Origin of the sequence: Actinomadura rupiterrae, assembly GCF_024172125.1 — a bacterium.
Taxonomy (GTDB): Bacteria; Actinomycetota; Actinomycetes; order Streptosporangiales; family Streptosporangiaceae; genus Spirillospora; species Spirillospora rupiterrae.
Map to the genome: position 1 here is coordinate 40575 of NZ_JAMZEA010000015.1, position 23522 is coordinate 64096.

General features: G+C 74.4%; 19 protein-coding genes. 10 read left to right on the top strand and 9 right to left on the bottom strand.

Annotated elements, in window-relative coordinates; translation table 11 throughout:
• Position 1: 1 nt before the first annotated feature.
• The 5 genes from FHU30_RS39660 to FHU30_RS39680 all read left to right on the top strand — a co-directional run bounded on the left by FHU30_RS39660 (position 2) and on the right by FHU30_RS39680 (position 4891).
• Positions 2-964, top strand: a complete 963-nt coding sequence (locus tag FHU30_RS39660) for a carbohydrate ABC transporter permease (protein WP_253882861.1) — start codon at positions 2-4, stop codon at positions 962-964.
• Positions 961-1851, top strand: coding sequence for a carbohydrate ABC transporter permease (locus FHU30_RS39665; RefSeq protein ID WP_253882862.1), 891 nt, complete (start codon positions 961-963; stop codon positions 1849-1851). The genes FHU30_RS39660 and FHU30_RS39665 overlap by 4 nt, the downstream gene beginning before the upstream one ends.
• A complete protein-coding gene (locus tag FHU30_RS39670) occupies positions 1848-3122 on the top strand; it encodes a family 4 glycosyl hydrolase (protein ID WP_253882863.1) in 1275 nt (424 codons plus the stop codon). The genes FHU30_RS39665 and FHU30_RS39670 overlap by 4 nt, the downstream gene beginning before the upstream one ends.
• Positions 3119-4216 (top strand): N-acetylglucosamine kinase, encoded by a 1098-nt coding sequence (locus FHU30_RS39675; RefSeq protein ID WP_253882864.1) that lies wholly within the window; start codon positions 3119-3121, stop codon positions 4214-4216. Before FHU30_RS39670 ends, FHU30_RS39675 begins: the two co-directional genes overlap by 4 nt.
• Before the next feature lie 135 nt (positions 4217-4351).
• Positions 4352-4891 carry an FHA domain-containing protein gene (locus FHU30_RS39680; RefSeq protein ID WP_253882865.1) on the top strand — a complete coding sequence of 180 codons (540 nt, stop codon included), beginning with the start codon at positions 4352-4354 and terminating at the stop codon, positions 4889-4891.
• Between the two features lie 40 nt (positions 4892-4931).
• Here the strand turns inward: FHU30_RS39680 and trhA are convergent, their stop codons facing one another.
• Complete coding sequence (trhA, locus tag FHU30_RS39685; protein WP_253882866.1) at positions 4932-5600, bottom strand: PAQR family membrane homeostasis protein TrhA; 669 nt, start codon at positions 5598-5600, stop codon at positions 4932-4934.
• A gap of 307 nt (positions 5601-5907) precedes the next feature.
• On the opposite strand from trhA, the gene FHU30_RS39690 reads away from it, so the two are divergent.
• Entirely contained in the window at positions 5908-6822 is a 915-nt protein-coding gene (locus FHU30_RS39690) for a TIGR03619 family F420-dependent LLM class oxidoreductase (protein ID WP_253882867.1), read from the top strand.
• A gap of 10 nt (positions 6823-6832) precedes the next feature.
• Here the strand turns inward: FHU30_RS39690 and FHU30_RS39695 are convergent, their stop codons facing one another.
• From FHU30_RS39695 to FHU30_RS39710, 4 genes are all read right to left on the bottom strand, one after another.
• Positions 6833-7690, bottom strand: a complete 858-nt coding sequence (locus FHU30_RS39695; protein ID WP_253882868.1) for an RNA polymerase sigma-70 factor — start codon at positions 7688-7690, stop codon at positions 6833-6835.
• 79 nt (positions 7691-7769) lie between these two features.
• Positions 7770-8717 carry an NAD-dependent epimerase/dehydratase family protein gene (locus FHU30_RS39700; RefSeq protein ID WP_253882869.1) on the bottom strand — a complete coding sequence of 316 codons (948 nt, stop codon included), beginning with the start codon at positions 8715-8717 and terminating at the stop codon, positions 7770-7772.
• A gap of 116 nt (positions 8718-8833) precedes the next feature.
• Positions 8834-9274 (bottom strand): Lrp/AsnC family transcriptional regulator, encoded by a 441-nt coding sequence (locus tag FHU30_RS39705; RefSeq protein ID WP_253882870.1) that lies wholly within the window; start codon positions 9272-9274, stop codon positions 8834-8836.
• 82 nt (positions 9275-9356) lie between these two features.
• Positions 9357-10508 (bottom strand): LacI family DNA-binding transcriptional regulator, encoded by a 1152-nt coding sequence (locus FHU30_RS39710; protein ID WP_253882871.1) that lies wholly within the window; start codon positions 10506-10508, stop codon positions 9357-9359.
• Positions 10509-10616: 108 nt separating this feature from the next.
• Here FHU30_RS39710 and FHU30_RS39715 point away from each other — a divergent pair, with 108 nt between their 5' ends.
• On the top strand, positions 10617-11867 hold the full coding sequence (locus FHU30_RS39715) for an ABC transporter ATP-binding protein (protein ID WP_253882872.1): 1251 nt from the start codon (positions 10617-10619) through the stop codon (positions 11865-11867).
• A gap of 82 nt (positions 11868-11949) precedes the next feature.
• Here the strand turns inward: FHU30_RS39715 and FHU30_RS39720 are convergent, their stop codons facing one another.
• Positions 11950-15282, bottom strand: coding sequence for a glucodextranase DOMON-like domain-containing protein (locus FHU30_RS39720; RefSeq protein WP_253882873.1), 3333 nt, complete (start codon positions 15280-15282; stop codon positions 11950-11952).
• Positions 15283-15457: 175 nt separating this feature from the next.
• Here FHU30_RS39720 and FHU30_RS39725 point away from each other — a divergent pair, with 175 nt between their 5' ends.
• The 3 genes from FHU30_RS39725 (at position 15458) to FHU30_RS39735 (ending at position 20286) form a co-directional block, all read left to right on the top strand.
• Complete coding sequence (locus FHU30_RS39725; RefSeq protein WP_253883022.1) at positions 15458-16321, top strand: metallophosphoesterase family protein; 864 nt, start codon at positions 15458-15460, stop codon at positions 16319-16321.
• Positions 16322-16331: 10 nt separating this feature from the next.
• Positions 16332-16985 (top strand): 4'-phosphopantetheinyl transferase family protein, encoded by a 654-nt coding sequence (locus tag FHU30_RS39730; protein ID WP_253882874.1) that lies wholly within the window; start codon positions 16332-16334, stop codon positions 16983-16985.
• A gap of 541 nt (positions 16986-17526) precedes the next feature.
• Entirely contained in the window at positions 17527-20286 is a 2760-nt protein-coding gene (locus FHU30_RS39735) for an AAA family ATPase (protein ID WP_253883023.1), read from the top strand.
• 22 nt (positions 20287-20308) lie between these two features.
• Here FHU30_RS39735 and FHU30_RS39740 read toward each other — a convergent pair whose 3' ends face one another.
• Genes FHU30_RS39740 through FHU30_RS39750 form a run of 3 tightly spaced genes read right to left on the bottom strand, consistent with a single transcriptional unit; the run spans position 20309 to position 23218 of the window.
• Positions 20309-21370 (bottom strand): thioesterase II family protein, encoded by a 1062-nt coding sequence (locus FHU30_RS39740; RefSeq protein ID WP_253882875.1) that lies wholly within the window; start codon positions 21368-21370, stop codon positions 20309-20311.
• A 13-nt stretch (positions 21371-21383) separates the two neighbouring features.
• A complete protein-coding gene (locus tag FHU30_RS39745; RefSeq protein WP_253882876.1) occupies positions 21384-21626 on the bottom strand; it encodes an acyl-CoA carboxylase subunit epsilon in 243 nt (80 codons plus the stop codon).
• Positions 21627-21673: 47 nt separating this feature from the next.
• A complete protein-coding gene (locus FHU30_RS39750) occupies positions 21674-23218 on the bottom strand; it encodes an acyl-CoA carboxylase subunit beta (protein ID WP_372504046.1) in 1545 nt (514 codons plus the stop codon).
• Positions 23219-23522 lie beyond the last annotated feature (304 nt).

Genomic DNA, 23522 nt, shown 5'->3' on the forward strand with positions numbered 1-23522 from the left:
CATGACCGCCCTCACCGCCCCGAGGGCCGCCGCGGGCACGGGGACGCGGGCACGCCGCCGCAACCGGCTGCGCGTGCTGGCGTTCCTGTCGCCCTGGCTGGTCGGCCTCGGCCTGTTCTTCGGCTACCCGCTCGCCGCGACCGTCTACTTCTCCTTCACCCGGTACGACCTGTTCACCCTGAAGTACGTCGGGTTCGACAACTACCGGTTCCTGCTGCACGACTCCGACGCCTGGCGCGCGATGCGCAACACGCTGTGGCTGGTCGCGGTGATGGTGCCGCTGCGGCTGCTGTTCGGGCTCGGCATCGCGCTGCTGCTCACCCAGATCAAGCGCGGCGGGAGCGTCCTGCGGTCGGTGTTCTATCTGCCGTACCTGATCCCGCCGGTGTCGGCGACGGTCGCGTTCGTGTTCGTCACCAACCCCGGCACCGGCCCGTTCCCCGCGATCGCCCGGCACCTGGGCGTGACGCTGCCGGACTTCTTCAACGACCCGTCCTGGTCGCGGCCCGGCCTGACCCTGATGGGGCTGTGGGCGGTCGGCGACCTGATGATCCTGCTGCTGGCGGCGCTGCTGGACGTGCCGAAGTCGCTGTACGAGGCGGCCGTGCTGGACGGCGCGAACGCCTGGCAGCGGTTCCGGTACATCACGCTGCCGTCGATCTCGCCGGTGCTGGCGTTCTGCGCCGTCACCGGCGTCATCCAGACCCTCCAGTACTTCACGCAGGCGCTGGTCGCGGCGAAGGTCGCCGCCGGGCAGGCCGACACCCCCGGGACGCAGTTCGCGCCCGGCTACCCCGACGGGTCCACGCTGACCTTCCCGCAATGGCTCTACGACGAGGGGTTCCGGCAGTTCAACATGGGATACGCCTGCGTGCTCGCGCTGCTGATGTTCGCCGTCGGGATGCTGTTCACCACGTTCCTGCTGCGCCGGTTCCGCGCCTTCGCCAGCGAGGAGGCCCGGTGACCGCCACCGCGACGCCCGCCGCCGGGACGCGCCCCGCGCCGCGCCGCGTCCACCGGCGGTCCCGTGCGACCCGCACCCGCCGGACGCTGTACTGGATCGCCGTCCACTCGCTGGCGATCGCGCTCGCGGTCATGTTCCTCGCGCCGCTGGTGTTCATGCTGCTCACCGCCGTCATGACCGACCGGCAGGCGCTGACCAGCTCGTTCTGGCCGCACAGCTGGCACTGGGGCAACTTCCACCGCGCGTTCACCGGCGACATGGTCCGCTGGACGCTCAACAGCGTCATGTACTCGGTGCTGTCGACGGCGTTCGTGCTGGCGTCCAGCATCCCGGTCGCCTACGCGCTCGCCCGGTTCCGGTTCCGAGGCCGCTCGGCCGCGCTGGTCATCGTCATCGCGACGATGATGCTGCCGCCGCAGGTCACCATGGTCCCGCTCTACATCGTCTGGTCGCGGTTCCACCTCACCGGGACGCTGTGGCCGCTGATGCTGCCGAACCTGTTCGGCGACGCGTTCTCCATCTTCCTGCTGCGCCAGTTCCTGGTGTCGATCCCGGCCGAGTACGCCGACGCCGCCCGCGTGGACGGCTGCGGCGAGCTGCGCACGATGCTGCGGGTCGTGCTGCCGATGGCGCGGCCCGCGATCGCCGCCGTCGCGCTGTTCCAGTTCTTCTACTGCTGGAACGACTACTTCGGGCCCCTGGTCTACGCCAACCCGAACCACTGGACGCTGGCGGTCGGCGTCGCCTCGTTCCGCGCCGCGCACCACGTGGAGTGGAACCTGACGATGGCGGCGACGCTGCTGACCATCCTGCCGGTCCTCATCGTGTTCTTCCTCGCCCAGCGCGTGTTCGTGCAGGGCGTCACCCTGACAGGAGTGAAGGGTTGAAACTGACCGTCATCGGGGGCGGCTCCACCTACACCCCCGAACTGGTGGACGGCCTGGCCCGGCTGCGCGACGCGCTGCCGGTCGCCGAGCTGGTCCTGGTCGACCCGGACGAGGACCGCCTCGTCCCGGTCGGCGCCATGTCGCGGCGGATGCTGGCCCGCGCCGGACACCCCGCCCGCGTCGTCACCACCGCCGACACCGCCGCCGGGGTCGCCGGCGCGGACGCGGTGATCGTGCAGCTGCGGATCGGCGGCCAGGGTGCCCGCCGCGCGGACGAGACGCTCCCCCTCGGCTGCGGCTGCGTCGGGCAGGAGACGACCGGCGTCGGCGGCCTCGCCAAAGCGCTGCGGACCGTCCCGGTCGTGCTGGACCTGGCCGACACCATCGCCAAGCACGCCCCCGACGCCTGGATCGTCGACTTCACCAACCCGGTCGGCATCGTCACCCGCGCGCTGCTGGACGCCGGGCACCGCGCGGTCGGGCTGTGCAACGTCGCCATCCACGTCCAGCGGCGCCTGGCCGCGCTGCTGGACGTCCGGCCCGAGCAGGTGGACCTCGGCCACGCCGGGCTGAACCACCTGACCTGGGTCCGCTCCGCCACCGTGGACGGCGTGGACCGCCTCCCCGAACTGCTGGCCGACCACCGGCCGCAGCTGGAGGAGATCAGCAACCTGCCCGGCGACCTGCTGCGGCACCTGGGCGTCCTGCCGTCCTACTACCTCAGCTACTACTACGAGCACGACCGGATCGTGGAGCGCCAGCGCACCGAGACCCCGCGCGCCGAGCAGGTCGCCGCCGTAGAGAGCGCACTGCTCGACCTGTACGCCGACCCCGCCAACGACACCCGGCCCGCGCAGCTGTCCGAGCGCGGCGGCGCGTTCTACTCCGAGGCCGCCGTGCACCTGCTCGCCGCGCTGCTCGGCACGCCCGGGGCCGTCGGCGTCCCGTCCGTGCAGGTCGCGAACGTCCGCAACAACGGGACCCTCCCGTTCCTGCCGGACCACGCCGTGATCGAGGTCCCGGCCCGCATCACCGCCAAGGGGCCGCTGTCGCTGCCCGTCCCGCCGCTGGAACCGCTCTACGCCGGGCTCGTCGCGCACGTGTCGGCCTACGAGGAACTCGCCCTGGACGCCGCGCTGCACGGCGGCGTCGACCGCGTCCGCACCGCGCTGCTCGCCCACCCCCTGGTCGGGCAGGACGCGCTCGCCGACCACCTGGCGGCCGACCTGGTCGCCGCCAACCGCGCCCACCTGCCGTGGGCGGCCCGGTGACCCCCACCTCCGGCCCGCCGCGCCGCGCGTCCGGCCCGGCGAGTCCCGCGTCCGGCCCGGCCGGCCGCGCGTTCCTCGCGGTGGACGGCGGCAACAGCAAGACCGACGTGCTGGTCGCCGACACCTCCGGCGCGCTCCTGGCCCACGTCCGCGGTGCTGGCTACCGCCCCCACGAAGGCGGCTTCGACCGCGCCGTGGACACCGTCGCCGACCTCGTGAATCGGGCCCTCGCCGACGCGGGCGGCCCGCCCCCCGCGCTGGTGTCGGCCTACATGGCCAACGTCGACCTGCCCGACGAGGAACGCGCCCTGGTCAAGGCCCTCCGCGACCGCGGCTGGACCGACCGCGTCACCGTCGGCAACGACACCTTCGCGCTGCTCCACACCGGCGCGCGGCGCGGCTGGGGCGTCGCGGTCGTGTGCGGCGCGGGCATCAACTGCGTCGGCGTCGCCCCGGACGGCGCGCGCGTCAGCTTCCCCTCCCTCGGCGCGCACACCGGCGACTGGGGCGGCGGCGGCACGCTCGGCGAGGCGGCGCTGTGGCACGCCGTCCGCGCCGAGGACGGCCGCGGCCCCGCGACCGCCCTCACCGCCGCCGTCGCCGCCCACTTCGGCGCCGCGAGCGCCGTCGACGTCGGGATCGCGCTGCACGTCGGCGACATCCACCGGGACCGGCTGCTGGCCCTCACCCCCGTCCTCATGGACGTCGCCGAAGCCGGAGACCAGGTCGCGCTGTCGGTGGTGGACCGGCAGGCCGAGGAGATCGCGCTGCTCGGCACCGCCGCGCTGCGCCGCCTCGGCCTGCTGGACCGCCCGACCGAGGTGGTGCTCGGCGGCGGCGTCCTCAGCGCCCGCCGCCCGCCGCTCATGGCCGGCGTCGAGCGCCGCTTCGCCGGGGCCGCGCCGCACGCCGAGCTGATCGTCGCGGACGCGCCGCCCGTCCTCGGCGCGGCGCTCCTCGCCCTCGCCGAACTCGCCGCCGACGAGCCTCCCGAGGACGGCGCGGACGAGCGGCTGCGGGCCGCCTGCGCCCGCCGCTGGACGCCCCCGGGCGCCGCTCCCGGCGCGGGAAGAGGATCACCGAAAAAAAGTTGATCAGGGTCCGAACCCCGCGCCGTCCGGTGGCGTCACAACCCTCACCGGAAGCGGCGCGGGGAGCGCACGGGGACGCATCGGGGGTGCCCCGCCCGCTTCTGGACAGCCGAGGAAAGGACCTGGATACTCACAGCCATGGACGGTCAGCCCTCGTATCCGGTGCGGGCGTCCGACACGGACCGCGACCAGGTCCTGCGCGCGCTCGGCGAGCGGCTGGCCGAGGGGCGGCTGTCCCAGGACACCTTCGAGCGCCGCGTCGAGCAGGTGCTCCAGGCCCGCAGCCGCGCCGAGCTCGACGACGCCGTGCGCGACCTGCCGCCCACCAACCGCGTCGTCAACCGCCTCACCGGGCTGGTGTCCACCGTGTCGCAGGTGACCGCACGGATCGAGGCCGCCTGGCGGGCACCGCGGCTGCCGCGCTTCCAGCTGCCCGACGCCGGCCTCAGCCGCATCGTGATCGGCCGCGCGCCCGGCTGCCAGTTCGTCCTGACCGACCTCACCGTCTCGCGCTTCCACGCCGAGCTGTACCGCGCCGGGGACGAGTGGATGGTGTCCGACCTGGGCTCGATGAACGGCACCCGGATCAACGGCTGGCGGCTCACCTCGCCCGCCCGCGTCCGGCCCGGCGACGAGCTCGGGTTCGGCAACCTCAACTTCATCGTCGCCGTCCCCTGAACCCGCCGCCGGGCGCGTTGCCGGACGGGTTGCCGGACGGTCAGGCCGTCCCGGCGCGGTAGACCACGAACGACACCGCGATGTACTGCAGCACGTAGGCCGCCACGGTGAAGGCGTGGAAGACCTCGTGGAACCCGAACCAGCGCGGCGACGGGTCCGGCCGCCGCAGCCCGTAGACCAGGCCGCCGACGCTGTACAGGACGCCGCCGAGCGCGACCAGCAGCGCGACCGCGACACCGGTGCCCTCGATGAACTGCGGCACGAAGAACGCCGCGACCCAGCCGAGGCCGATGTAGAGCGCGGTGTAGAGCCAGCGCGGCGCGCGCACCCACAGCACGCGGAACAGCACGCCCGCCAGCGCCCCCGCCCACACCACCGACAGCACCAGGACGCGGACCGCGCCGTGCAGGATCAGGTAGGCGAACGGCGTGTAGGTGCCGGCGATGATGAGGTAGATGTTGGCGTGGTCGAAGCGGCGCAGCACGTCCTGCACCCGCGTGGACCAGCGTCCCCGGTGGTAGGCCGCCGACACGCCGAACAGCAGCGTCGAGGTCAGCGTGTAGACCGCCGCGCAGATCCGCGCGGGCAGCGTGGGACCGAGCGCCACCAGCGCGATCCCCGCGAGCAACGCGAGCGGGAACGTTCCCGCATGCAGCCACCCGCGCAGTTTCGGCTTGACCGCCCCGGCGATCTCGGCCGCTCGGCGCATCGCACCCTCCCCCTCGGTCTCGGGGCCGCCGCCGGAGGACCCGGCCGGCGCGCCCGCTGTGGTTACGGAACCGTAGGTTCATAACTTACGGCACCGTAGGTTTCTTGTCCGGTGGTCTTCGAGTGAATCGTGGCACATCGCACCGGATTGCGGGTGGCGAGCAGGCGAGGAGCAGGGTGACCTGGGCGGGATTAGGGGTGACGGGACGCGCGGAGGTACGGGTGGCGGCACCGCGCCGCGCGCCTTGACGTTGTAAGGTTCGATCCGGGACGGCCGGCGCGGCCGTCCAAGCGAGGAGGAGAGAAGCATGCGGATCGGCTTCGCGGTACCCATCTCCGGCGCGTGGGCCACCCCCGCCAACCAGGTGGAGGTCGCGCGGAGGGCCGAGGAGCTCGGCTACCACTCCCTCTGGACGCTGCAACGGCTCCTCAACCCGGCGGGCTCCCCCGACATGACCTACCGCAACGTCCCCGACCCGCTGATCACGCTCTCCTACCTGGCCGGCCTCACCCGGAGGATCAGGCTCGGCGTCGCGATCGTGAACCTGCCGTTCGTCTCGCCGGCCCTCCTGGCCAAGCAGGCCGCCACGCTCGACCACGTCTCCGGCGGACGCCTCGACCTCGGCCTCGGCACCGGCTGGATGCCCGCCGAGTTCGCCGCCGCCGGAACGCCCATGGAGCGGCGCGGCGCCCGCGCCGAGGAGTACCTCGCCGTCCTGCGCACGCTCTGGGAGGACGAGGTGAGCGAGTTCCACGGCGAGTTCTACGACTTCCCGCCCGTGGTGATGGAGCCCGGGCCCGTCCAGACGCCCGGCCCGCCCGTCCTGCTCGGCGGCGCCGCCGAGCCCGCGCTGCGCCGCGCCGGACGGCTCGCCGCCGGCTGGGTCAGCTCCAGCCGCGCCGACCTCGACGCGCTCGGCCGGTCGGTCGGGACCGTCCGCGAGGCGGCCGAGAAGGCGGGCCGCGACCCCGGGTCGCTGCGGTTCGTGTGCCGGGGCGCGGTGCGCATCCGCCCGGACGGCGCGGCGGGTCCGGACCGTCCGCCGCTCACCGGCACGCTCGACCAGATCCTGGACGACTTCGCGCCGATCGCCGCGCAGGGCGTCACCGAGCTGTTCGTCGACCTGAACTTCGACCCCGAGCTGACCGGCCCGGACGCCGACCCGGCCGCGTCCATGGACCGCGCCCGCGAGGCCCTCGAAGCGTTCGCCCCCGAGTGCTGACCCCGGCGGGTCAGCCGGTGAAGCGGGCCAGCTTGTCGGGGTTGAGGACGGCGAAGATCCCGTGGATGCGGCCGCCGCGGACGTCGAACGCGACGACCTGCGGCTGACCGCCCATCGTCGCCACGATCGCGGGCTCGCCGTTGACCTCGGCCGGACGGACGTCCTCGAACGGGTACCGGGACAGCAGCCCGCCGATGAAGGCCAGCACGTCGTGCAGGCCGACGACCGGCCGCAGCGCGGCGCGGACCTTGCCGCCGCCGTCGTTCCACGCGGTGACGTCCTCGGCCAGCAGCTCGGCCAGCGTCCCCAGGTCGCCGCCGCGGGCCGCGTCCAGGAAGCGGCCGATCAGCGCGGCATGGTCGGCGCCGGACGGCTGGAACCGGTCGCGGCCGTCCGCGAGCTTGGCCGCCGCGCGGTGGTGGTGCTGGCGGCAGGCCGCCACGGGAACGTCGATCATGCGGGCGATCTCGTCGTAGGGCAGCTCGAACGCCTCGCGCAGCACGAACACGGCCCGCTCGGGCGGGCTGAGCCGCTCCATCATGTGCAGCGTCGCGTAGGACAGGGTGTCGCGCAGCTCGGCCGTGTCGAGCGGGCCGAGGTCCGCCGCCGCGACCGGCTCGGGCAGCCACGGCCCGACGTAGGCCTCGCGGGTGACCCGCGCCGACTTCAGCTGGTCGAGCGCGAGCCGGGACACCACGGTGAACAGGAACGCGCGCGGCTCCTCGACGTCCGCGGTGCCCGCGCCGGTCCAGCGCAGGTACGCCTCCTGGGCGACGTCCTCGGCGTCCCACATGCTGCCCAGCAGCCGGTAGGCCAGCCCGATGAGCAGCGGGCGGTGGCGCTCGAACACCTCGGTCTCATCGGGCATGGCCGAATCCTTCCAGGATCGTCGCGGGTGGTGAAGGGGCGTATCGCGAGGGGTGAAGCAGCGCGTCGCGAAGGGCGGGTCACGCGGCCGCGGAGGCTCCGCCGAGTTCGGCGGCGAAGCCGTCGCGCCAGGACGTGTGGCGCGGGCGCCAGTTCAGCCGCAGCCGCGCGCGGGCGTTGTCGGCGCCGCGCAGCCGGGTCATGTAGGCGACACCCCAGCCGCCCACGGCGAGCCTGGCCAGCGCGGCCGGGGCCCGCTTGGGCGCGGGCGCGTCCAGGATCCGGGCCAGCTCGGGCAGCCACTCACGGACGGGGGCGGGCTCGTCGTCCACGATGTTGAGCACGCCGGTGACGTCCCGGTCCAGCGCCGCGGCGACGGCCGTGGCGACGTCGTCGGCGTGGGTGAAGGAGAACACGGCGCCGCCGCCACCGACGACCGGCACCTTGCCCGCCCGCACCTGCCGGACGAACGACCCGTCCGGCGCGAAGACCGACCCGGGCCCGTACAGGTGGCCGAGGCGCAGCACCAGGCCGCCCGCCTCGGCGGTGGTGCGCTCCAGCTCGCGCAGCGCGCCCAGCACCGGGTCGAACTGGCGGGGCGTGCCCTGCTCCCACAGCGGCGCGTCCTCGTCGGCGGCGCCCTCACCGGGCTGGTAGGCGTAGGCGAGGCCCTGGGCGATGAGCCGGCCGGCGCCGGCGGCCCGCGCCGCGTCGGCCAGGTTGCGGGCGCCCTCGGTGCGCAGCCGGTTGGTCAGCGCGAAGTCGGCGGCCAGCCTGCGCGGGTTGAGCTCGGCGGGGATCGCGGTGAGCATGTTCACCACCGCGTCGGGGCGCGCCTCCCGGACGGCCCGGGCCAGGCCGTCCCGGTCCAGCGCGTCCGCGAGGGCGACCTCGGCGCCCGCCTCGCGCAGCGGACGGGCGCTCTCCTCGGTGCGGACCAGCCCGATGACGTCGTGCCCGGCGGCGCCCAGCATCGGCACCAGCCTGCCGCCGACGACTCCGGTGGCTCCGGCGACCAGAACTCGCATGATGACTCCTGTTGCGTTCGTCCCGGCTCGGTGGCCGGGAGCGGTGAATTACGGCAACAGGACGAGCGACCGCGGGCCGATGTGACAGTGCGGCGTGTGACGCGCGCCACACCCGCTCAGAGGGCGGGGCGGCGGCCTTCCCACGGCGTGCTGAGGACGACGGTCGTGCGGGTGGCGACGTTCGCGGCGGCGCGGATCTTCTGGAGCAGGTCCTCCAGCTCGTTCGGCGAGGCCACCCGGACCTTGAGGATGTAGCTCTCGTCCCCCGCGACCGAGTGGCACGCCTCGATCGCCGACAGGTGCGCCAGGCGCTCGGGCGCGTCGTCCGGCGCGGACGGGTCGATCGGCTTGATGGAGATGAAGGCGGTCATCGGCAGCCCGGCCTGCTCGTGGTCGAGCTGGACGGTGAACCGCTGGATGGCGCCGCGGCGCTGCAGCCGGCGCACCCGCTGGTGCACCGCCGACACCGACAGCCCGGTCTCCTTGGCCAGGTCGGTGAAGCTCATCCGGCCGTCGTCGGCCAGCAGCCCGAGGATCTGGCGATCGATCTCCTCCACCGGAAGAATCTAGCGCGCCCGGCGCCCCCCGCGCGATCCGAACCGTCCCGCAGCGCCCGGCGCGGTCGCATACCAGGGGCGATCAGTGCCGGGCGCGGTCGCGGCGGATGGGGGTCGGTGCGCAGGAGCCGCGGACGATCAGGTCGGTCGGCAGCAGGACGGGCCCGGACGGCGCGCGGCGCCCGGTTTCGCGGCCGGTGTCGCGGGCGGCCAGCTCGCAGGCGCGGTAGCCGATGTCGCGGCCCGGGCGGGCGACGGCGGTCAGCGGCGGGTCGCACAGCTCGGCCCAGGCGACGTCGTCGACCATGGCGATCGACAGGTCGGCGGGGACGCGCAGGTCCAGCTCGCGCGCGACCAGCACCGCCGCCTCCCCCGACAGGTTGCCCGAGGCCAGCACGGCGGTCAGGTCCGAGCGGCGCTGGAGCAGTCCGGCCGCCGCCGCGTACGCGCTGTCGCGGGTCGGACGGGCGCGGGCGACCAGGTCCTCCTCGACCGGGACGCCGAGGGCGGCGAGCGCGGCGCGGAAGGCGTCCTCGCGGGCGTCCGGCGGGGCGCCCGGGGCGGGCGCGCCGAGGAAGCCGATCCGGCGGTGGCCGAGCCCGACCAGGTACTCCGCGGCCGACCGGATGCCGGCCGCGTCGTCGGCGAGCACCGCAGGCACGCCGCCCCCGGCCCGAGCCCGCGCCGCCTCGCCGCCTCCGCCTCTGCCCTGGCGGCCTTCGGGGTGTCCGGACGGGCGGCGGCCCGCGTACACGAGCGGGACGCCCGTCCGGACGAAGCCGGACCACGGCTCGCCGCTCCCCGACGGCAGCGCGATCACGCCGTCCACGCGCTGCTCGGCGAACCGCTCGGCGATCTCGGCCTCGCGCGCGGGGTCGCCGAGCGTGACGTCCAGCAGCACGTGCTGGCCGAGCGAGCGGGCGCAGTCCAGGACGCCCGCGACCAGCTCGGCGCAGAACGGGTCGGTGACGTCCGGGACGGCCAGGCCCAGGCCGCCGGTGCGGCGGGTCTTGAGGCTGCGGCCGACCGCGCTCGGCCGGTAGTCCAGCTCGCGCGCGGCGGCCAGCACGCGCTCGCGGGTCGCGGCGCTCACCGCGCCCGCGCCGGAGAACACCCGTGAGACCGTCGCGATGCCGACCCCGGCCGCCGCCGCCACGTCCTTGATCGTCGCCGCCACGCCCCGCTCCCCTCGCCTGCTGCCCGGCTGCACGCCCGGCTCGCCCCATGCTGCCACGAACGACCCCTTTTATGGAAACGTTTCCATGCTGTTGAATCCGGATTCACCAAGGAAAGCCCAGGTGGCTCAAGGTCACTGGAAACGTTTCCAACGAAGGAGGCCGGGATGGCCAGGATCGCGCTGGAGAGCGTCGACAAGGTGTACGCCGGCGGTGTCAAGGCCGTCGACGGGCTGGACCTGGAGATCGCCGACGGCGAGTTCATGGTGCTGGTCGGGCCGTCCGGCTGCGGCAAGTCCACCGCGCTGCGGATGATCGCGGGCCTGGAGGAGATCAGCGGCGGGACCGTGTCGATCGGCGAGCGCGTGGTCAACGACCTCGCGCCCAAGGACCGCGACATCGCGATGGTCTTCCAGAACTACGCGCTCTACCCGCACATGACGGTCGAGCAGAACCTGGCGTTCGGCCTGAAGCTGCGCGGCGTCTCGAAGGACGAGCGGCGCACCAAGGTGCTCGAAGCGGCCAAGATGCTCGGCCTTGAGCAGTTCCTCGACCGCAAGCCCGCCGCGCTCTCGGGCGGCCAGCGGCAGCGCGTCGCGATGGGCCGCGCGATCGTCCGCGAGCCGCAGGCGTTCCTGATGGACGAGCCGCTGTCGAACCTGGACGCCAAGCTGCGCGTGTCCATGCGCGCCTCGCTGAGCCAGCTGCACGAGCGCCTCGGCGTCACCACCGTGTACGTCACGCACGACCAGGTCGAGGCGATGACCCTCGGCACCCGCGTCTGCGTGCTGCGCGAGGGCAAGCTGCAGCAGGTCGACACCCCGCAGCGGCTGTTCGACCACCCGGTGAACCTGTTCGTCGCCGGGTTCATCGGCTCCCCCGCGATGAACTTCGTGGAGGCCGAGCTGGTCCGCGGCGACGGCGGCGCGCAGGTGAAGTTCGCCGACTTCACCCTGCCGGTGCCCGACAGCCTGCTGGCCGGCCGCGAGGGCCTGGACGCCTACTTCGGCAAGAAGGTCATCCTCGGCATCCGCCCGTCGGACTTCGAGGACTCCGGGCACGCCAAGGAGGACTGGGCCCCGATCACCGTCAAGAGCACGGTGACCGAGGAGCTGGGCAGCGAGATCAACGTCATCTTCACCATCGACGCCCCGCCGGTCGAGCACAAGGACACCGCCGACCTGGCCGAGGACGCCGCCGAGGGCGAGGGCGACGGCGCGATCCCGCTCACCGACAACAAGGCCCTCTGGACGGCCCGGGTGAACTCCCGCTCGCACGTCCGCCCCGGCCAGACCGTCGACCTGGCGATCGACACGACCCGGCTGCACTTCTTCGACCCGGCGAGCGGCCTGGCGATCGGCCACGAGGGCACGAAGTCCGTCGCCGCCCAGGCCGAGACCGACGACGTCCCCGCCTGACGCGTCCCCGTCCGACGCCCGGTGAACGGCCGTCCGCCCCTGGCTCCGAGGGGCGGACGGCCGTTTCCGTCGTACGCGGCCGTTACGGCACTGTCACCGCGTGGAGGGTGACCGGGCCGCGCGTCGGGTCCAGTTCGTCGGCCTGGGAGACGCCCGCCGGAGTGAGGACGTCGAGGGCCTTCGGGACGCCGCCCGGGTCGCTCGCGCAGATCGGAGCGGATTCCCCGGGCGCGCACACGCCGAACTGGTACGGCTGCGGTGTGGCGGCGAAGCCGCGGGCGCGGTCGGCGCTGTAGCCGTCCTGGCCGGTGAGGACGACCGCGAACTTCCAGCCCTCCCCCGGCGTGCCGAACGTCGCCTTCGGCAGCGCGATCGTGATCGTCCGGGTCGTTCCGGACGACCTGACCGCGATCCCCTGCCGCGCCGTGCCGTCCGCGGTCGTCCAGACCGGTGCGGCGAAGCCCTCGGCCTCGACGCGCTGCGTCCAGGCGTCCGGGGCGGCGACCCCGTAGTTGCGCTGCGGGAACGCGGCGGCGGTCGAGCGGTTCGCGACGGACGGGTCCTGCACGTAGACGTCCAGGAGTTGCGCGCCGATCTGGTTGCCGAAGGTCGCGGTCAGGTCCCGCAGGGTCGTCCGCAGGTAGACGTTGTTCGCATCGGTCAGCACCTGGAAGCGCTGCAGGTCGAAGGCGCCCGGATGGAAGTCGGCGGCGGTCGGGTAGCGGTAGGTGCCGGGTCCGTTGTCGTCGTTGTCGGGGTCGGTGGCGTCCAGGACGGTCGTCCCGCCGACGATCTCGCCGGTGACCGTCCGCTGCGCGGAGGCGGTGCGTCCGTCGGACGTCGTCGCCGCGATGGTCAGGGCGACCTCGCCGAACGCGACCGGCGCCTGCGCCTGGAACGCGCCGTCCGCGCCCGCCGTCACCGACACGGTCTGCGACGCTCCGCCGGTATCGACGGGCGTGGCGACGACATCGACGGTCGCGCCCGGAGCGGTCGTGCCGCGCACGGTGACGGTCGTCCCGTCCACGCTGGAGCCGTCGTCGGGCGCGGTGAGCGCGAGCGGCGCGGCGTCCGGCATGCCGTGGTCGACGTATCGCGCGCGCACGAGGGCGGGCTGCTCGACCGGACGTCCCGCGCCGAGCCCCAGAACGAGCCGGGCCAGCTGCGACTGCGCCCAGGTCAGCGGCGACGCCGAGCCCGCCGGGCCGCCGGCGCGGAAGCCGATCGAGGCGGTCGCCGGGTCCGTCCCGTAGGGCGAGGCGGCGGCGTCGGGGTCCTCCCATGCCTGCTCGGGGACCAGGCCCGTCCCGGACGCCATGCCGCGCATCGCGGTCAGCAGGTCGCGGGCGCCTGCGCTGTCACCGGTCTGCAAGGCTTGCTCGGCGCGCTCGCCCGCCAGAACCGGCCACAGGTGCCCGGAGCCGGTGTTGGACGGCGGCCATGGACGTCCCGTGGGCGCGCACGAGGTCGGGTCGGGTTCGTAGCAGTCGCCGTAGCCGTCCTCGGTTCCGGCGGTGTCGCTGCCGTAGCGGTACCAGCCGGCGCCGGACGGGGTCGTCCGCTTCAGCGCCTTGTCCACGGCGCCGAGCGAGGCGAGCACGTCGGGGTCGCGCGCGGGCAGGACGCCCAGCCGGGTCAGTTCGAGGAACCCCGCGTCCACGACGCGGCGCTGGTCCTCGGTCGGTCCGCCGTTGCCGAGGTTGTAGGACACGGCCGCGTCCGGGTCGCCGTTGCGCGACAGCCGCAGGAAGTAGCGCGCCGCGTAGGGCCCGGACGTGGTGACCGTCCAGCCCTTGACCGAGCGGGCGAAGCGGTCGGCGGTCGCGCGGTAGAGCCGGGCGCGGGCCGCGTCGCCGTGCCGGTCGGCGATGCTCCCGGCGGCGACCAGGCCCGCGGTCTCGGCGGCGATCGTGGACGGCGAGTACCCCGACTGCTCCTCCCAGCGCTCGACGCCGAAGGACGGCCCGTGCGCGACCACGAAGTCCGCCGCGCCCCGGACGTGCGGCCACAGCGAAGCGTCGTCGGCCAACCCGGCCTGCTGGGCCATCAGGAGCGGGTAGGCGGACTCGTCGAGCTGGTCGCCTCCGGTATCGGGCGCGGTCTTTCCGTTCAGCAGCGAGTTGCGCGGCATGCGCCCGTCCGGTTGCTGCTGGCGTTCCAGCAGGAACCGGGCCGTGGCGCGTGCCGTCGTCGCATCGCCCGCCGCGAGCAGTCCGGTGAACGCCTCATAAAGGTCGCGCGAGAACACCTCGCGGTACGAGCCGAAATACACGGCCTTGCCGCCGGGTGCGTCACCCGCGTCCACCGCCTGCCCCCAAGGGCTGGCCAGGGACGCCACGACCGCTCCCGGGAACGTCTTGTCCTCGCTGGCCTTCAGCACGTTCACCGACAGCCAGTACGCGTCGCGCAGCTTGGCGTCCAATCCGGCGGGCGGTTTGCGCAACTGGGCGTCATAGGCGCGCCATCCCGCTTGGTACGTGCCGAAAGTCGACGGGAACGGATGCGACGCCGCCGAATCGGCCGTGGCGAGCGCGGACGACGCCGACCGTCCGAATCCGAGTGCGAAAGTGACCTGGCCGTCCTTGTCGATCGGCAACCGCGCGGTCGCGACGACATTGCCGTTCGGCGCGGACGGATAGGCCGGGGTCAGCTCGTGTTTGGCGTCCAACTGGGAAAGGCCGTCGCTGTCCGTTCCGGCATAGCCGACGCTCGCCTCGGGCAGGGCACGCTGAGCGCGGAGCGCCAGATGCGTCGGGACGGCGTAGTCGCGGTTGGCGGCATTGGTGACCGTGTTCGTGTCGGATACGACCGGCGCGCCCGTCGATGCGTCCACGACGCCGCTGTCGGCTCCGCCGTTGGTCGTCCCGCCGCCGCCGTTCCCGTTGACGTTGGTGTCGAGCCGCACGTAGAGGCGCAGGTTCGCGGGCTGGACGCGCGTGCTCATCACCACCGCGTCGCGGGCCGGGTCGGTGACGTAGGTGGTGGTGATCCGGTACCGGCCGTTCTTGCTGGACGCCGTGACCGTGCAGGCCATCCCGGACGGGTCGGTCGCGACGGTGTAGGTCGTGTCGCGGGCCTGGAGCTCGGTGAAGGTCCTCCCGTCGGTGACGACGTACTGCATCGTCTCGACATTCGTGTTGTCGATGGTCGGTTCGTAGACGTCCGACAGGACGCCGCCCGCGACCGTGTACCAGACCTTCGAGGCGCTGCTCCGGGCCGTCCCGACGCAGTCCTTCCGCGCAAGGTCGAAGTGGGATCCGGCGCCCGGCCCACCCGGTGCGGGCGCGCGCCCCGCCCGTCCGGCGGGTCCGCCGGGCTGGGCCGACACGGCTGCGGGCGGCACCGCCGGCAGGACCGCCGCCGACGCGGCCACCAGCGCGAACCCGCGAAGAAGCCGTCGTGTGGGAACCGGCATCGCGCCTCCTCCGCCGACCGGACGCCGAGTCCGGACGTTCCGACATCATCCGGACCCGCGACCCCGATGTCACCCCCCTAGCCGCCCCGGGCCGTCCGCGCTCCCCTTGCGCGGGCGGAGGGTTCGACCAAGGATGGAGGGGTTGATCAGCCCGCGTCCGCACCGGAACGCGGCCATGCGGGCGGCTGCAAAAGGAAGGCGGCCCGTGCCCGGCACCCTGCTCGCGACCAGTGACCTGCACATCGGATACGCCGAGAACCGCGAGCACCTCGCGGCCCTCACCCCGGACGACCCGGCCGACTGGCTGATCGTCGCGGGCGACGTGGCCGAGCGCGCCGCGGACGTCGAGTGGGCGCTGAGCACGCTCGCCGAGCGGTTCGCGACCGTGGTGTGGGCGCCCGGCAACCACGAGCTGTGGACGCCGCGCGACGACCCCGACCAGCGCCGCGGCGAGGAGCGCTACCTGCACCTGGTGGAGGTGTGCCGCCGCCTCGGCGTGCACACGCCCGAGGACCCGTACCCGGTGTGGCGCGGCGCAGGCGGCCCGGTGCAGCTGGTGCCGCTGTTCCTGCTGTACGACTACACCTTCCGTCCGGACGGCGCGTCCACCAAGGAGGAGGCGCTGGAGATCGCGCACAAGGCCGGGATCGTGTGCACCGACGAGTACCTGCTGCACCCGGACCCGTACACCGGGCGGGACGAGTGGTGCCGCGCCCGCGTCGCCTACTCCGCGCGGCGGCTGGCGACCCGCGACACCGACCTGCCGACCGTGCTGATCAACCACTGGCCGCTCGTCCGGGAGCCGACGCGCGTGCTGCGCTACCCCGAGTTCGCGCAGTGGTGCGGGACCGAGCTGACGGCCGACTGGCACCTGAAGTACGACGCGGCGGCCGTGGTGTACGGGCACCTGCACATCCCCCGGACGACCGTGTACGACGGCGTCCGGTTCGAGGAGGTGTCGGTGGGCTACCCGCGCGAGTGGAAGCACCGGGGCGGGCCCGCCAGGCCGCGTCCGGTGTTCCCCGGCGCCCTCTCCTAGGCGGACGGGCATGATCGAGAAGTTGCTGCCGGACGCCGTGGCGGTCGTGGAGGAGTTCGGCGCCCCCGAGGACGCGCCGCTGCTCCCGGGCGAGGAGGCCGCGGTCGCGCGGGCCGTGGACAAGCGGCGGCGCGAGTACGCGTCGGTGCGGGCGTGCGCGCGCCAGGCCATGGCCGGCATCGGCCTGCCGCCGGCCGCGCTGCCGCCCGGTGAACGCGGAGCGCCGACCTGGCCGGCGGACGTCGTGGGCAGCATGACGCACTGCGACGGGTACCGGGCGGCGGCGGTGGCGCATGCGGCGGCGGTCGCGGCCGTCGGCATCGACGCCGAGCCGCACGCGCCGCTTCCGGACGGCGTGTTCGAGGCGATCGCGCTGCCGTCCGAGGCGTCCCGGCACGCGGCGCTGAGCCGCACGAGCCCCGGCGTCTACTGGGACCGGTTGCTGTTCAGCGCGAAAGAGGCCGTCTACAAGGCGTGGTTCCCGAAGACGCGGCTCTGGCTGGACTTCGAAGGGGCCGACATCACGCTCGTCCCGGACGGGACGTTCGCCGTCCGCATCGTGCGCCCGGCCGGGCCCGGCGAGGGTCCGCTGCCGGTCGGCTACTCCGGCCGCTGGCTGGTCGCGGACGGCCTGGTCGCCACGGCGATCGCCGAACTCGCATAACGGACCCGAAAACGCCGATTCGCGCCCGTCTCCTCGGATGCGGTAACCGCCCATCGACACTTTCCGCGCGCCCCGGAGGCGTCCGCGTTAACGCCGAATAAAATTGCGAAACAAGTTCATGTCGGCGTGGCGCACATCACAGTCGCCGATCTTACAATTAACCCGACCCATGTTGGGCGACGGTAACATCCGGCGGTACTTCCCCGCGCACCCCCGGCCACGTGCGGCTGATCACCGACCGTGCCGCCACCGGCACGCGCCTTTCGTTGCCGGAATGCGGACCGGGCGCGCCGCAGTGGTCGGCACGGTTAACCACTGTTGCGGTCAGCGGACTTGACCACTGGGCGACAAGGGGCCGCTAGGGGTGACCCCCCGCCCCCTAGGGGTACCCGGAGCACAACGCGGCGAATAATCTGCTCCCGGAGCGACAAAAGAATGGCCTTGTCCCTCAGTTGAATGACAGGTTCGATGTCCGGATCCGGCCACCACCGGAATTCGGCTCCCGGTTCGCGATCCGGCAAGGGGTAGCGCAGCGGTGTTGGTGGAGCGCACAGGAATTCTGGAACGACTCGACGAACTGATGGACCGGTCCGCGGCCGGCCGCGGCGCCCTCGCCACCGTCACCGGGGCGACCGCGATGGGGAAGACCGCCCTGCTGCACGCCCTCGCGGAACGCGCCACCGCCGCCGGACGGACCGTCCTCGGCGCGGCGGGCTCGCCGCACGAGGCCGGCGTCCCGCACGGCGTGCTCAGCCAACTCCTGCACCCGGCGCACGTCCACGACCTCGGCGATCCGGCCGATCCCGCCGGTCCCGCCGGTCCTACCGGTCCCGCCGAGGACGAGGCGGCCGTCGCGGCCCGCGCGCACCGGATCATCGCCGGGCTGGCCGCCGAGCGGCCCGTCCTGATCACCGTGGACGACGTCCAGCACGCCGACCCCGCGTCCCTGCTCGGCCTGCTGCACCTGGCGCAGCGGCTCCCCCGGCTGCCGGTCACGCTGGTGGTCGCGCTCGGCGAGACCGTGGACGAGGAGCCGCCGCGCGTCCTGCACGACCTGCTGTCCCGGCCGAACGCCCAGCGCTTCCACCTGGAGCCGCTGTCCCGCGCGGGCGTGCGCGACCTGGTCGCCGCGCGGGTCTCGGGCGTCCCGGCCGACCGGTACGTCGCCGAGGTGCACCGGCTGAGCGGCGGCAACCCGCTGCTCGCGCGCACGCTCGTGGACGAGGGGATGCCGACCGGGCACGTCTTCCACCAGACGATCCTGGCGTGCCTGCACCGGCTCGGCCCGAGCGCGCTGCGCGTCGCGCGCAGCGCCGCCCTGCTCGACGCCCCCGCGCGGCCCGCCCTGGTCGGCCGGCTCAGCGGCCTCGACCCCGTCCTGGCGGGCCGGTTCCTGCGGCTGCTGACCGGCGTCGGGGTGCTGGACGGCGGGCTGTTCCGCAGCCCGGGCGTCCGGCAGGCGGTGCTGGCCGAGACCCCGCACGAGGAGGCGACGCTGCTGCGGCACCGCGCGGCCCGGCTGCTGCACGACGACGGCGCGGGCACCCCCGCCGTCGCCGAGCACCTGCTGCAGGCGGGCCCGCTGCGCGAGGACTGGGTGCCGCGCACCCTGCGGGACGCCGCCGGCCGCGCCCTCGCCGAGGGCGACGTCGCGCGCGGCCTGCGCTGCCTGGAGCTGGCCGAGGAGAGCTGCTCGCGGGACGCGCAGCGCGCGTCGGTGCGGGCGCAGCGGACGGCCGTCCGGTGGCAGTCGCGGCCCGCCGAGTCGGCGCGGCACTTCCTCGCGCTCAAGCAGCCGGTCGCGTCCGGGCTGCTGTCCGGACCCGAGGCGCTGCCGGTCGCCGAGGGCCTGCTGTTCCACCTGCACTTCGACGACGCGATGGAGGTCGTCGACCGGGTCGAGGGCCGCGCGGGCGAGCCGGGCGCGGCCGACGGCGAGCTGGCCGAGACGCTGGACAACACCCGCCAGCTCCTCGCGTCCGACTTCCCCGGCGTGAACGAGCGGGCCGGACGGTCCCAGCCGTCCGCGCCGCCGCTGGTCACGGCCGCCTCGTCCGCGCGCGCCCGCAACGCCCTCAACCTGGTGCTGGAGCGCGGCGCCGACGAGTACGCCGTCGCCGTCGCCGTCCGGGCGCTGCAGGACAGCCTGACCCGGCCGTCCTGGACGCCGCGCGGCTTCCCGTCGGCGCTGCTGGCGCTGTGCTACGCAGAGCGCATCGAGGACGCCGCCGAGTGGTACGAGCGGTTCCAGGCCGACATGGAGCGCCGCGACGCGCCCGCCTGGCGCGCGATCCTGGACTGCATCGGCGCGCTGATCGCGCTGCGCCGGGGGCGGCTCGCCGACGCCGTCCGGCTGGCGGAGGCGGCGCACGCCCGGCTGTCCGGGCCGCGCTGGAACCTCGGCGCCGCCGCCGCGGTCGCCGTGCTGGCCGAGGCGCACACGGCGATCGGCGACCACCAGGCCGCCGCGCGGCGGCTGGCGGAGGAGCCCCCGCCGGAGCTGTTCCTGACCCGCACCGGCCTGCACTACCTGTACGCGCGCGGACGCCACCACCTCGCCACCGGCGACACCGCCATGGCGCTGTCGGACTTCCTGGAGTGCGGCGCGCTGATGCGCCGCTGGAACCTCGACACCCCCGCGATCGCGCCCTGGCGGCTCGGCGCCGCCGAGGCGTGGCTGCGGCTCGGCGACCGCGACCGGGCCGCCCGGCTCGTCGAGGAGCAGCTCGCCGAACCCGACACCGGGCTCGTCCGCTCGCGCGGGATGGCGCTGCACGCGCTGGCGTCCGTCCGCCCGGCGGCCGAGCGGCCCGCCCTCCTGCAGGAGGCGCTCCGGCTGGTGGAGGCGGCCGGAGCGCGGTACGAGGCGGCGGCCGTCCTCGCCGACATGAGCCGCACCTACCAGCGGCTCGGGGAGAAGGGACGCGCCAGGACGACCTCGCGGCGCGCCTGGCGGATCGCCAAGAGCTGCCATGCCGAGGCCATGTGCCAGGCGCTGCTGCCATCCGCCTCGCCGCGCAGCGTCGGCGCGGGACGCACCGGACCCGGCCGCTCGCAGGGCGGCCCGCGCGGCGCCGCGGCGCGCGCCGAGCAGAGCACGTTCGCCAAGCTCAGCGACTCCGAGCGGCGGGTCGCGGTGCTCGCCGCGCAGGGCTACACCAACCGCGAGATCGCCGACCGGCTGTTCATCACGGTCAGCACGGTCGAGCAGCACCTCACCCGCGTGTACCGCAAGATGGGCATCCGCAACCGCGAGCAGCTGCTCGAAGGCGCGCACGCCGACAGCTCGGAGGCGGTGTGAGCCGCGGGACGAGCGCGGCACGCTAGCCGAGCGGCTCGGGCTCGGGCCCGCCCGGGTCCAGGACGCCGCCGACGATCACGGGCAGGAGGAAGTCGGTCACCGCGTTCGCCACGTGCGGGAGGTGCTCGTGCAGGATGCGCGGCCCGCCGGGGAAGATCCTGAACTCGAACGCCCCGGTGGTGTGCCCGGCCCACGCCAGGACGTCCGCGACCCGCGCCCTGGGGTCGCGACTGGCGCCGAGCGCGAGAATCCCCGCCCGCACCTTGTCGTCCTCACCGCAGGTGTAGAGGTCTGCCGGCGCGCGCGGCGCCCGAACAAGCTCCAGGTGCCGCTCCGCCTCGTGGACCTCGGCCTCATGGCAGCAGTCCGCCTCGCTATGGCCGGGGTCGTGCCGACACTCCGCATCGCGATGGCCGGGGTCGTGGCGGCACTCCGCATCGCGATGCCCGGGCTCGTGGCGGCAGTCCGCGTCGCGGTGGCCGGGGGCATGGGGGGCGGGGGTGTGGTGGCATTCGGCGCCGGTGAAGCGGGTGCGGCGGCCGCGTGCGCGCAGGGGGACGACGTCGGCGAGCGGCCCGGCGGCCTCGTCGTCCGCCCCTGGGAGGTGCGGTCCTTCGGGGACGTCCAGGCGGAAGAGGGACGGGGCGCGGCAGCCCGCCGCGAACACCGCGACCGGTCCGGCGCCCGGGCCGCGCTCCAGGCGGCGGGCGATCTCGAAGGCCAGCACCGCTTCCGTCCCGTGCCCGAACAGGACCAGCGGACGGTCGGTCAGGCCGCGCAGCGCCGCCGCGGCCCGGTCCGCGCGCTCGGCCGTGCCGCGCATGGGCGGGCCGCCGATCCGGTGGTCGGCGTCCGGTTCGTCCACGGCCGCCACGTCGATCGAGGGCGCGAGCATCTCGGCGAGCGCGCGCAGCCGCTCCGGGCACAGGTCCCGGTCGGGCAGGCACACCAGCAGCACCTTGCCGCGTGAGTCGCCGCGCAGCCCGCGGACGACGGCGCGATCGGGCGGGCCAGGCCGATCCGGGACGCCGGGCTGATCGGGGACGCCGGGCCGGTCGGGGTGGTCGGGGGCGTTCGGGGCCATCGGGCGGGGTCCTTCACATGCGCGGGGCTGGGGCGGCTCGCGTGGTCGGCGAGCCCCAGGCCCCGGGCGGACGGTACGACCGGGGCCGCACCCAGCCCGGCGCCGGCGGGGACGCCGCGCCGTCGGGCGCACCGCCCGCATTCCGCGCCCGGACGACGGCCAGCACCGCAACGGTCAACGCCGCCAGCTCCTCGTCGCTGGGCGCGCCGCGCACCACCCGCAGCAGGGGCTCGTCCGCCCGCGCGGCTCCCGTCACCGGCGCGGCTCCTGTCCTCGGCGCGGCTTCCGGCATCGGCGCGGCGCTCACAGCGGCAGGTTGCCGTGCTTGCGGGACGGCAGCGGCGCGTCCTTGGTGCGGAGCATCGCCAGCGACCGGATCAGCACCCGGCGCGTGTCGGCGGGGTCGATCACGTCGTCCACCAGGCCGCGCTCGGCGGCGTAGTAGGAGTGCATCAGCTCCTGCTTGTACTCCTTGATGCGCTGCGCGCGGGCCTCGTCCGGGTCGGGCGCGGCGGCGATCTCGCGGCGGAACACCACGTTCGCCGCGCCCTCGGCGCCCATCACCGCGATCTCGTTGGTGGGCCACGCGAACGACAGGTCGCAGCCGATCGACCGGGAGTCCATCACGATGTACGCGCCGCCGTACGCCTTCCGCATGATGACCTGGACGCGCGGGACGGTCGCGTTGCAGTAGGCGTACAGCAGCTTGGCGCCGTGCCGGATGATGCCGCCGTACTCCTGGTCCTTGCCGGGCAGGAAGCCCGGGACGTCCACGAGGGTCACCAGCGGGATGCTGAACGCGTCGCAGAACTGGACGAACCGCGCGCCCTTCTCGCTCGCCGGGATGTCCAGCACCCCCGCGTACACCGACGGCTGGTTCGCGACGACGCCGACGACGTGGCCGTCCAGCCGGGCGAGCGCGCAGACCAGGTTGGTGGCCCAGCGCGCGTGCACCTCGAACACCTCGCCGTCGTCGACGATCTCGCGGATCACGTCCCGCACGTCGTAGGACTGCTTGGGGTTGGGCGGGACGAGGTCGAGCAGCGCGTCGCAGCTCCGGTCGGCCGGGTCGGCGGTGAACGCGACGGGCGCCAGCTCGCGGTTGTTGGCCGGCAGCATCGACAGCAGGTAGCGGACCTCGGCGAGGCACTCGGCCTCGTCGTCGCAGACGATCGCCGCGACGCCGGAGACCGTGCCGTGCATCTCCGCGCCGCCCAGCTCCTCGTGCGTGATGCTCTCGCCGGTGACGGCCCCGACGACGTCCGGGCCGGTGATGTACATCTGCGCGGTCTCCCGCACCATGAACACGAAGTCGGTCAGCGCCGGGGAGTAGGTCGCGCCGCCCGCGCACGGGCCGAGCACCACGCTGATCTGCGGGATCACCCCGGACGCCTTGACGCTGCGGCGAAAGATCCCGCCGTACCCGGCAAGCGCGGTGACGCCCTCCTGGATCCGCGCGCCCGCGCCGTCGTTCAGCCCGACCAGCGGCGCGCCCGCCGCCTCGGCCAGGTCCATCAGCTTGTGGATCTTGGCGGCGTGCGCCTCGCCGAGCGAGCCGCCGAACACCCGGAAGTCGTGCGCGTAGGCGAACACCGTCCGGCCGTTGACCAGGCCCCAGCCGGTGACCACGCCGTCGGTGGCGGGGCGGCGGTCCTCCAGGCCGAACCCGGTCGCGCGGTGCCGGCGCAGCTGCTCGACCTCCTGGAAGCTGCCCGGGTCGAACAGCAGCTCCAGCCGCTCGCGGACGGTCAGCTTCCCCTTGGCGTGCTGCCGCCGGGTCGCCTCGGGCGACGGGCCGCGCTCGGCCTCGGCCTTCATCTCGCGCAGCTCGGCGACGCCCGACCGCATGTCGGCCGGACTCCCCGCCCCGGCGGCCGGGGCGCCCGCCTTCAGGGCGTCCGCCTCCGGCGCGTCCGCACCAGCGACCATCGTCATGCGGCTCCTCCTCACGTGGCGTGACCCGGGCCCCGGACGGCGTCGCCGGGCGGATCGGTCGATCGAGGTCCACCGTCGCCGCGCGTCCCGCGCCCGCACAACCCCTCTGAGCACGGGTTAGGGGAGGCTAGGGGTCACCTCCCCGCACGGCGGCGCCGGGCGCGCGAGCACGCCGGGGGACGTGGACGGGCCTAGGGGGCGCTACGGGTAGCGACCG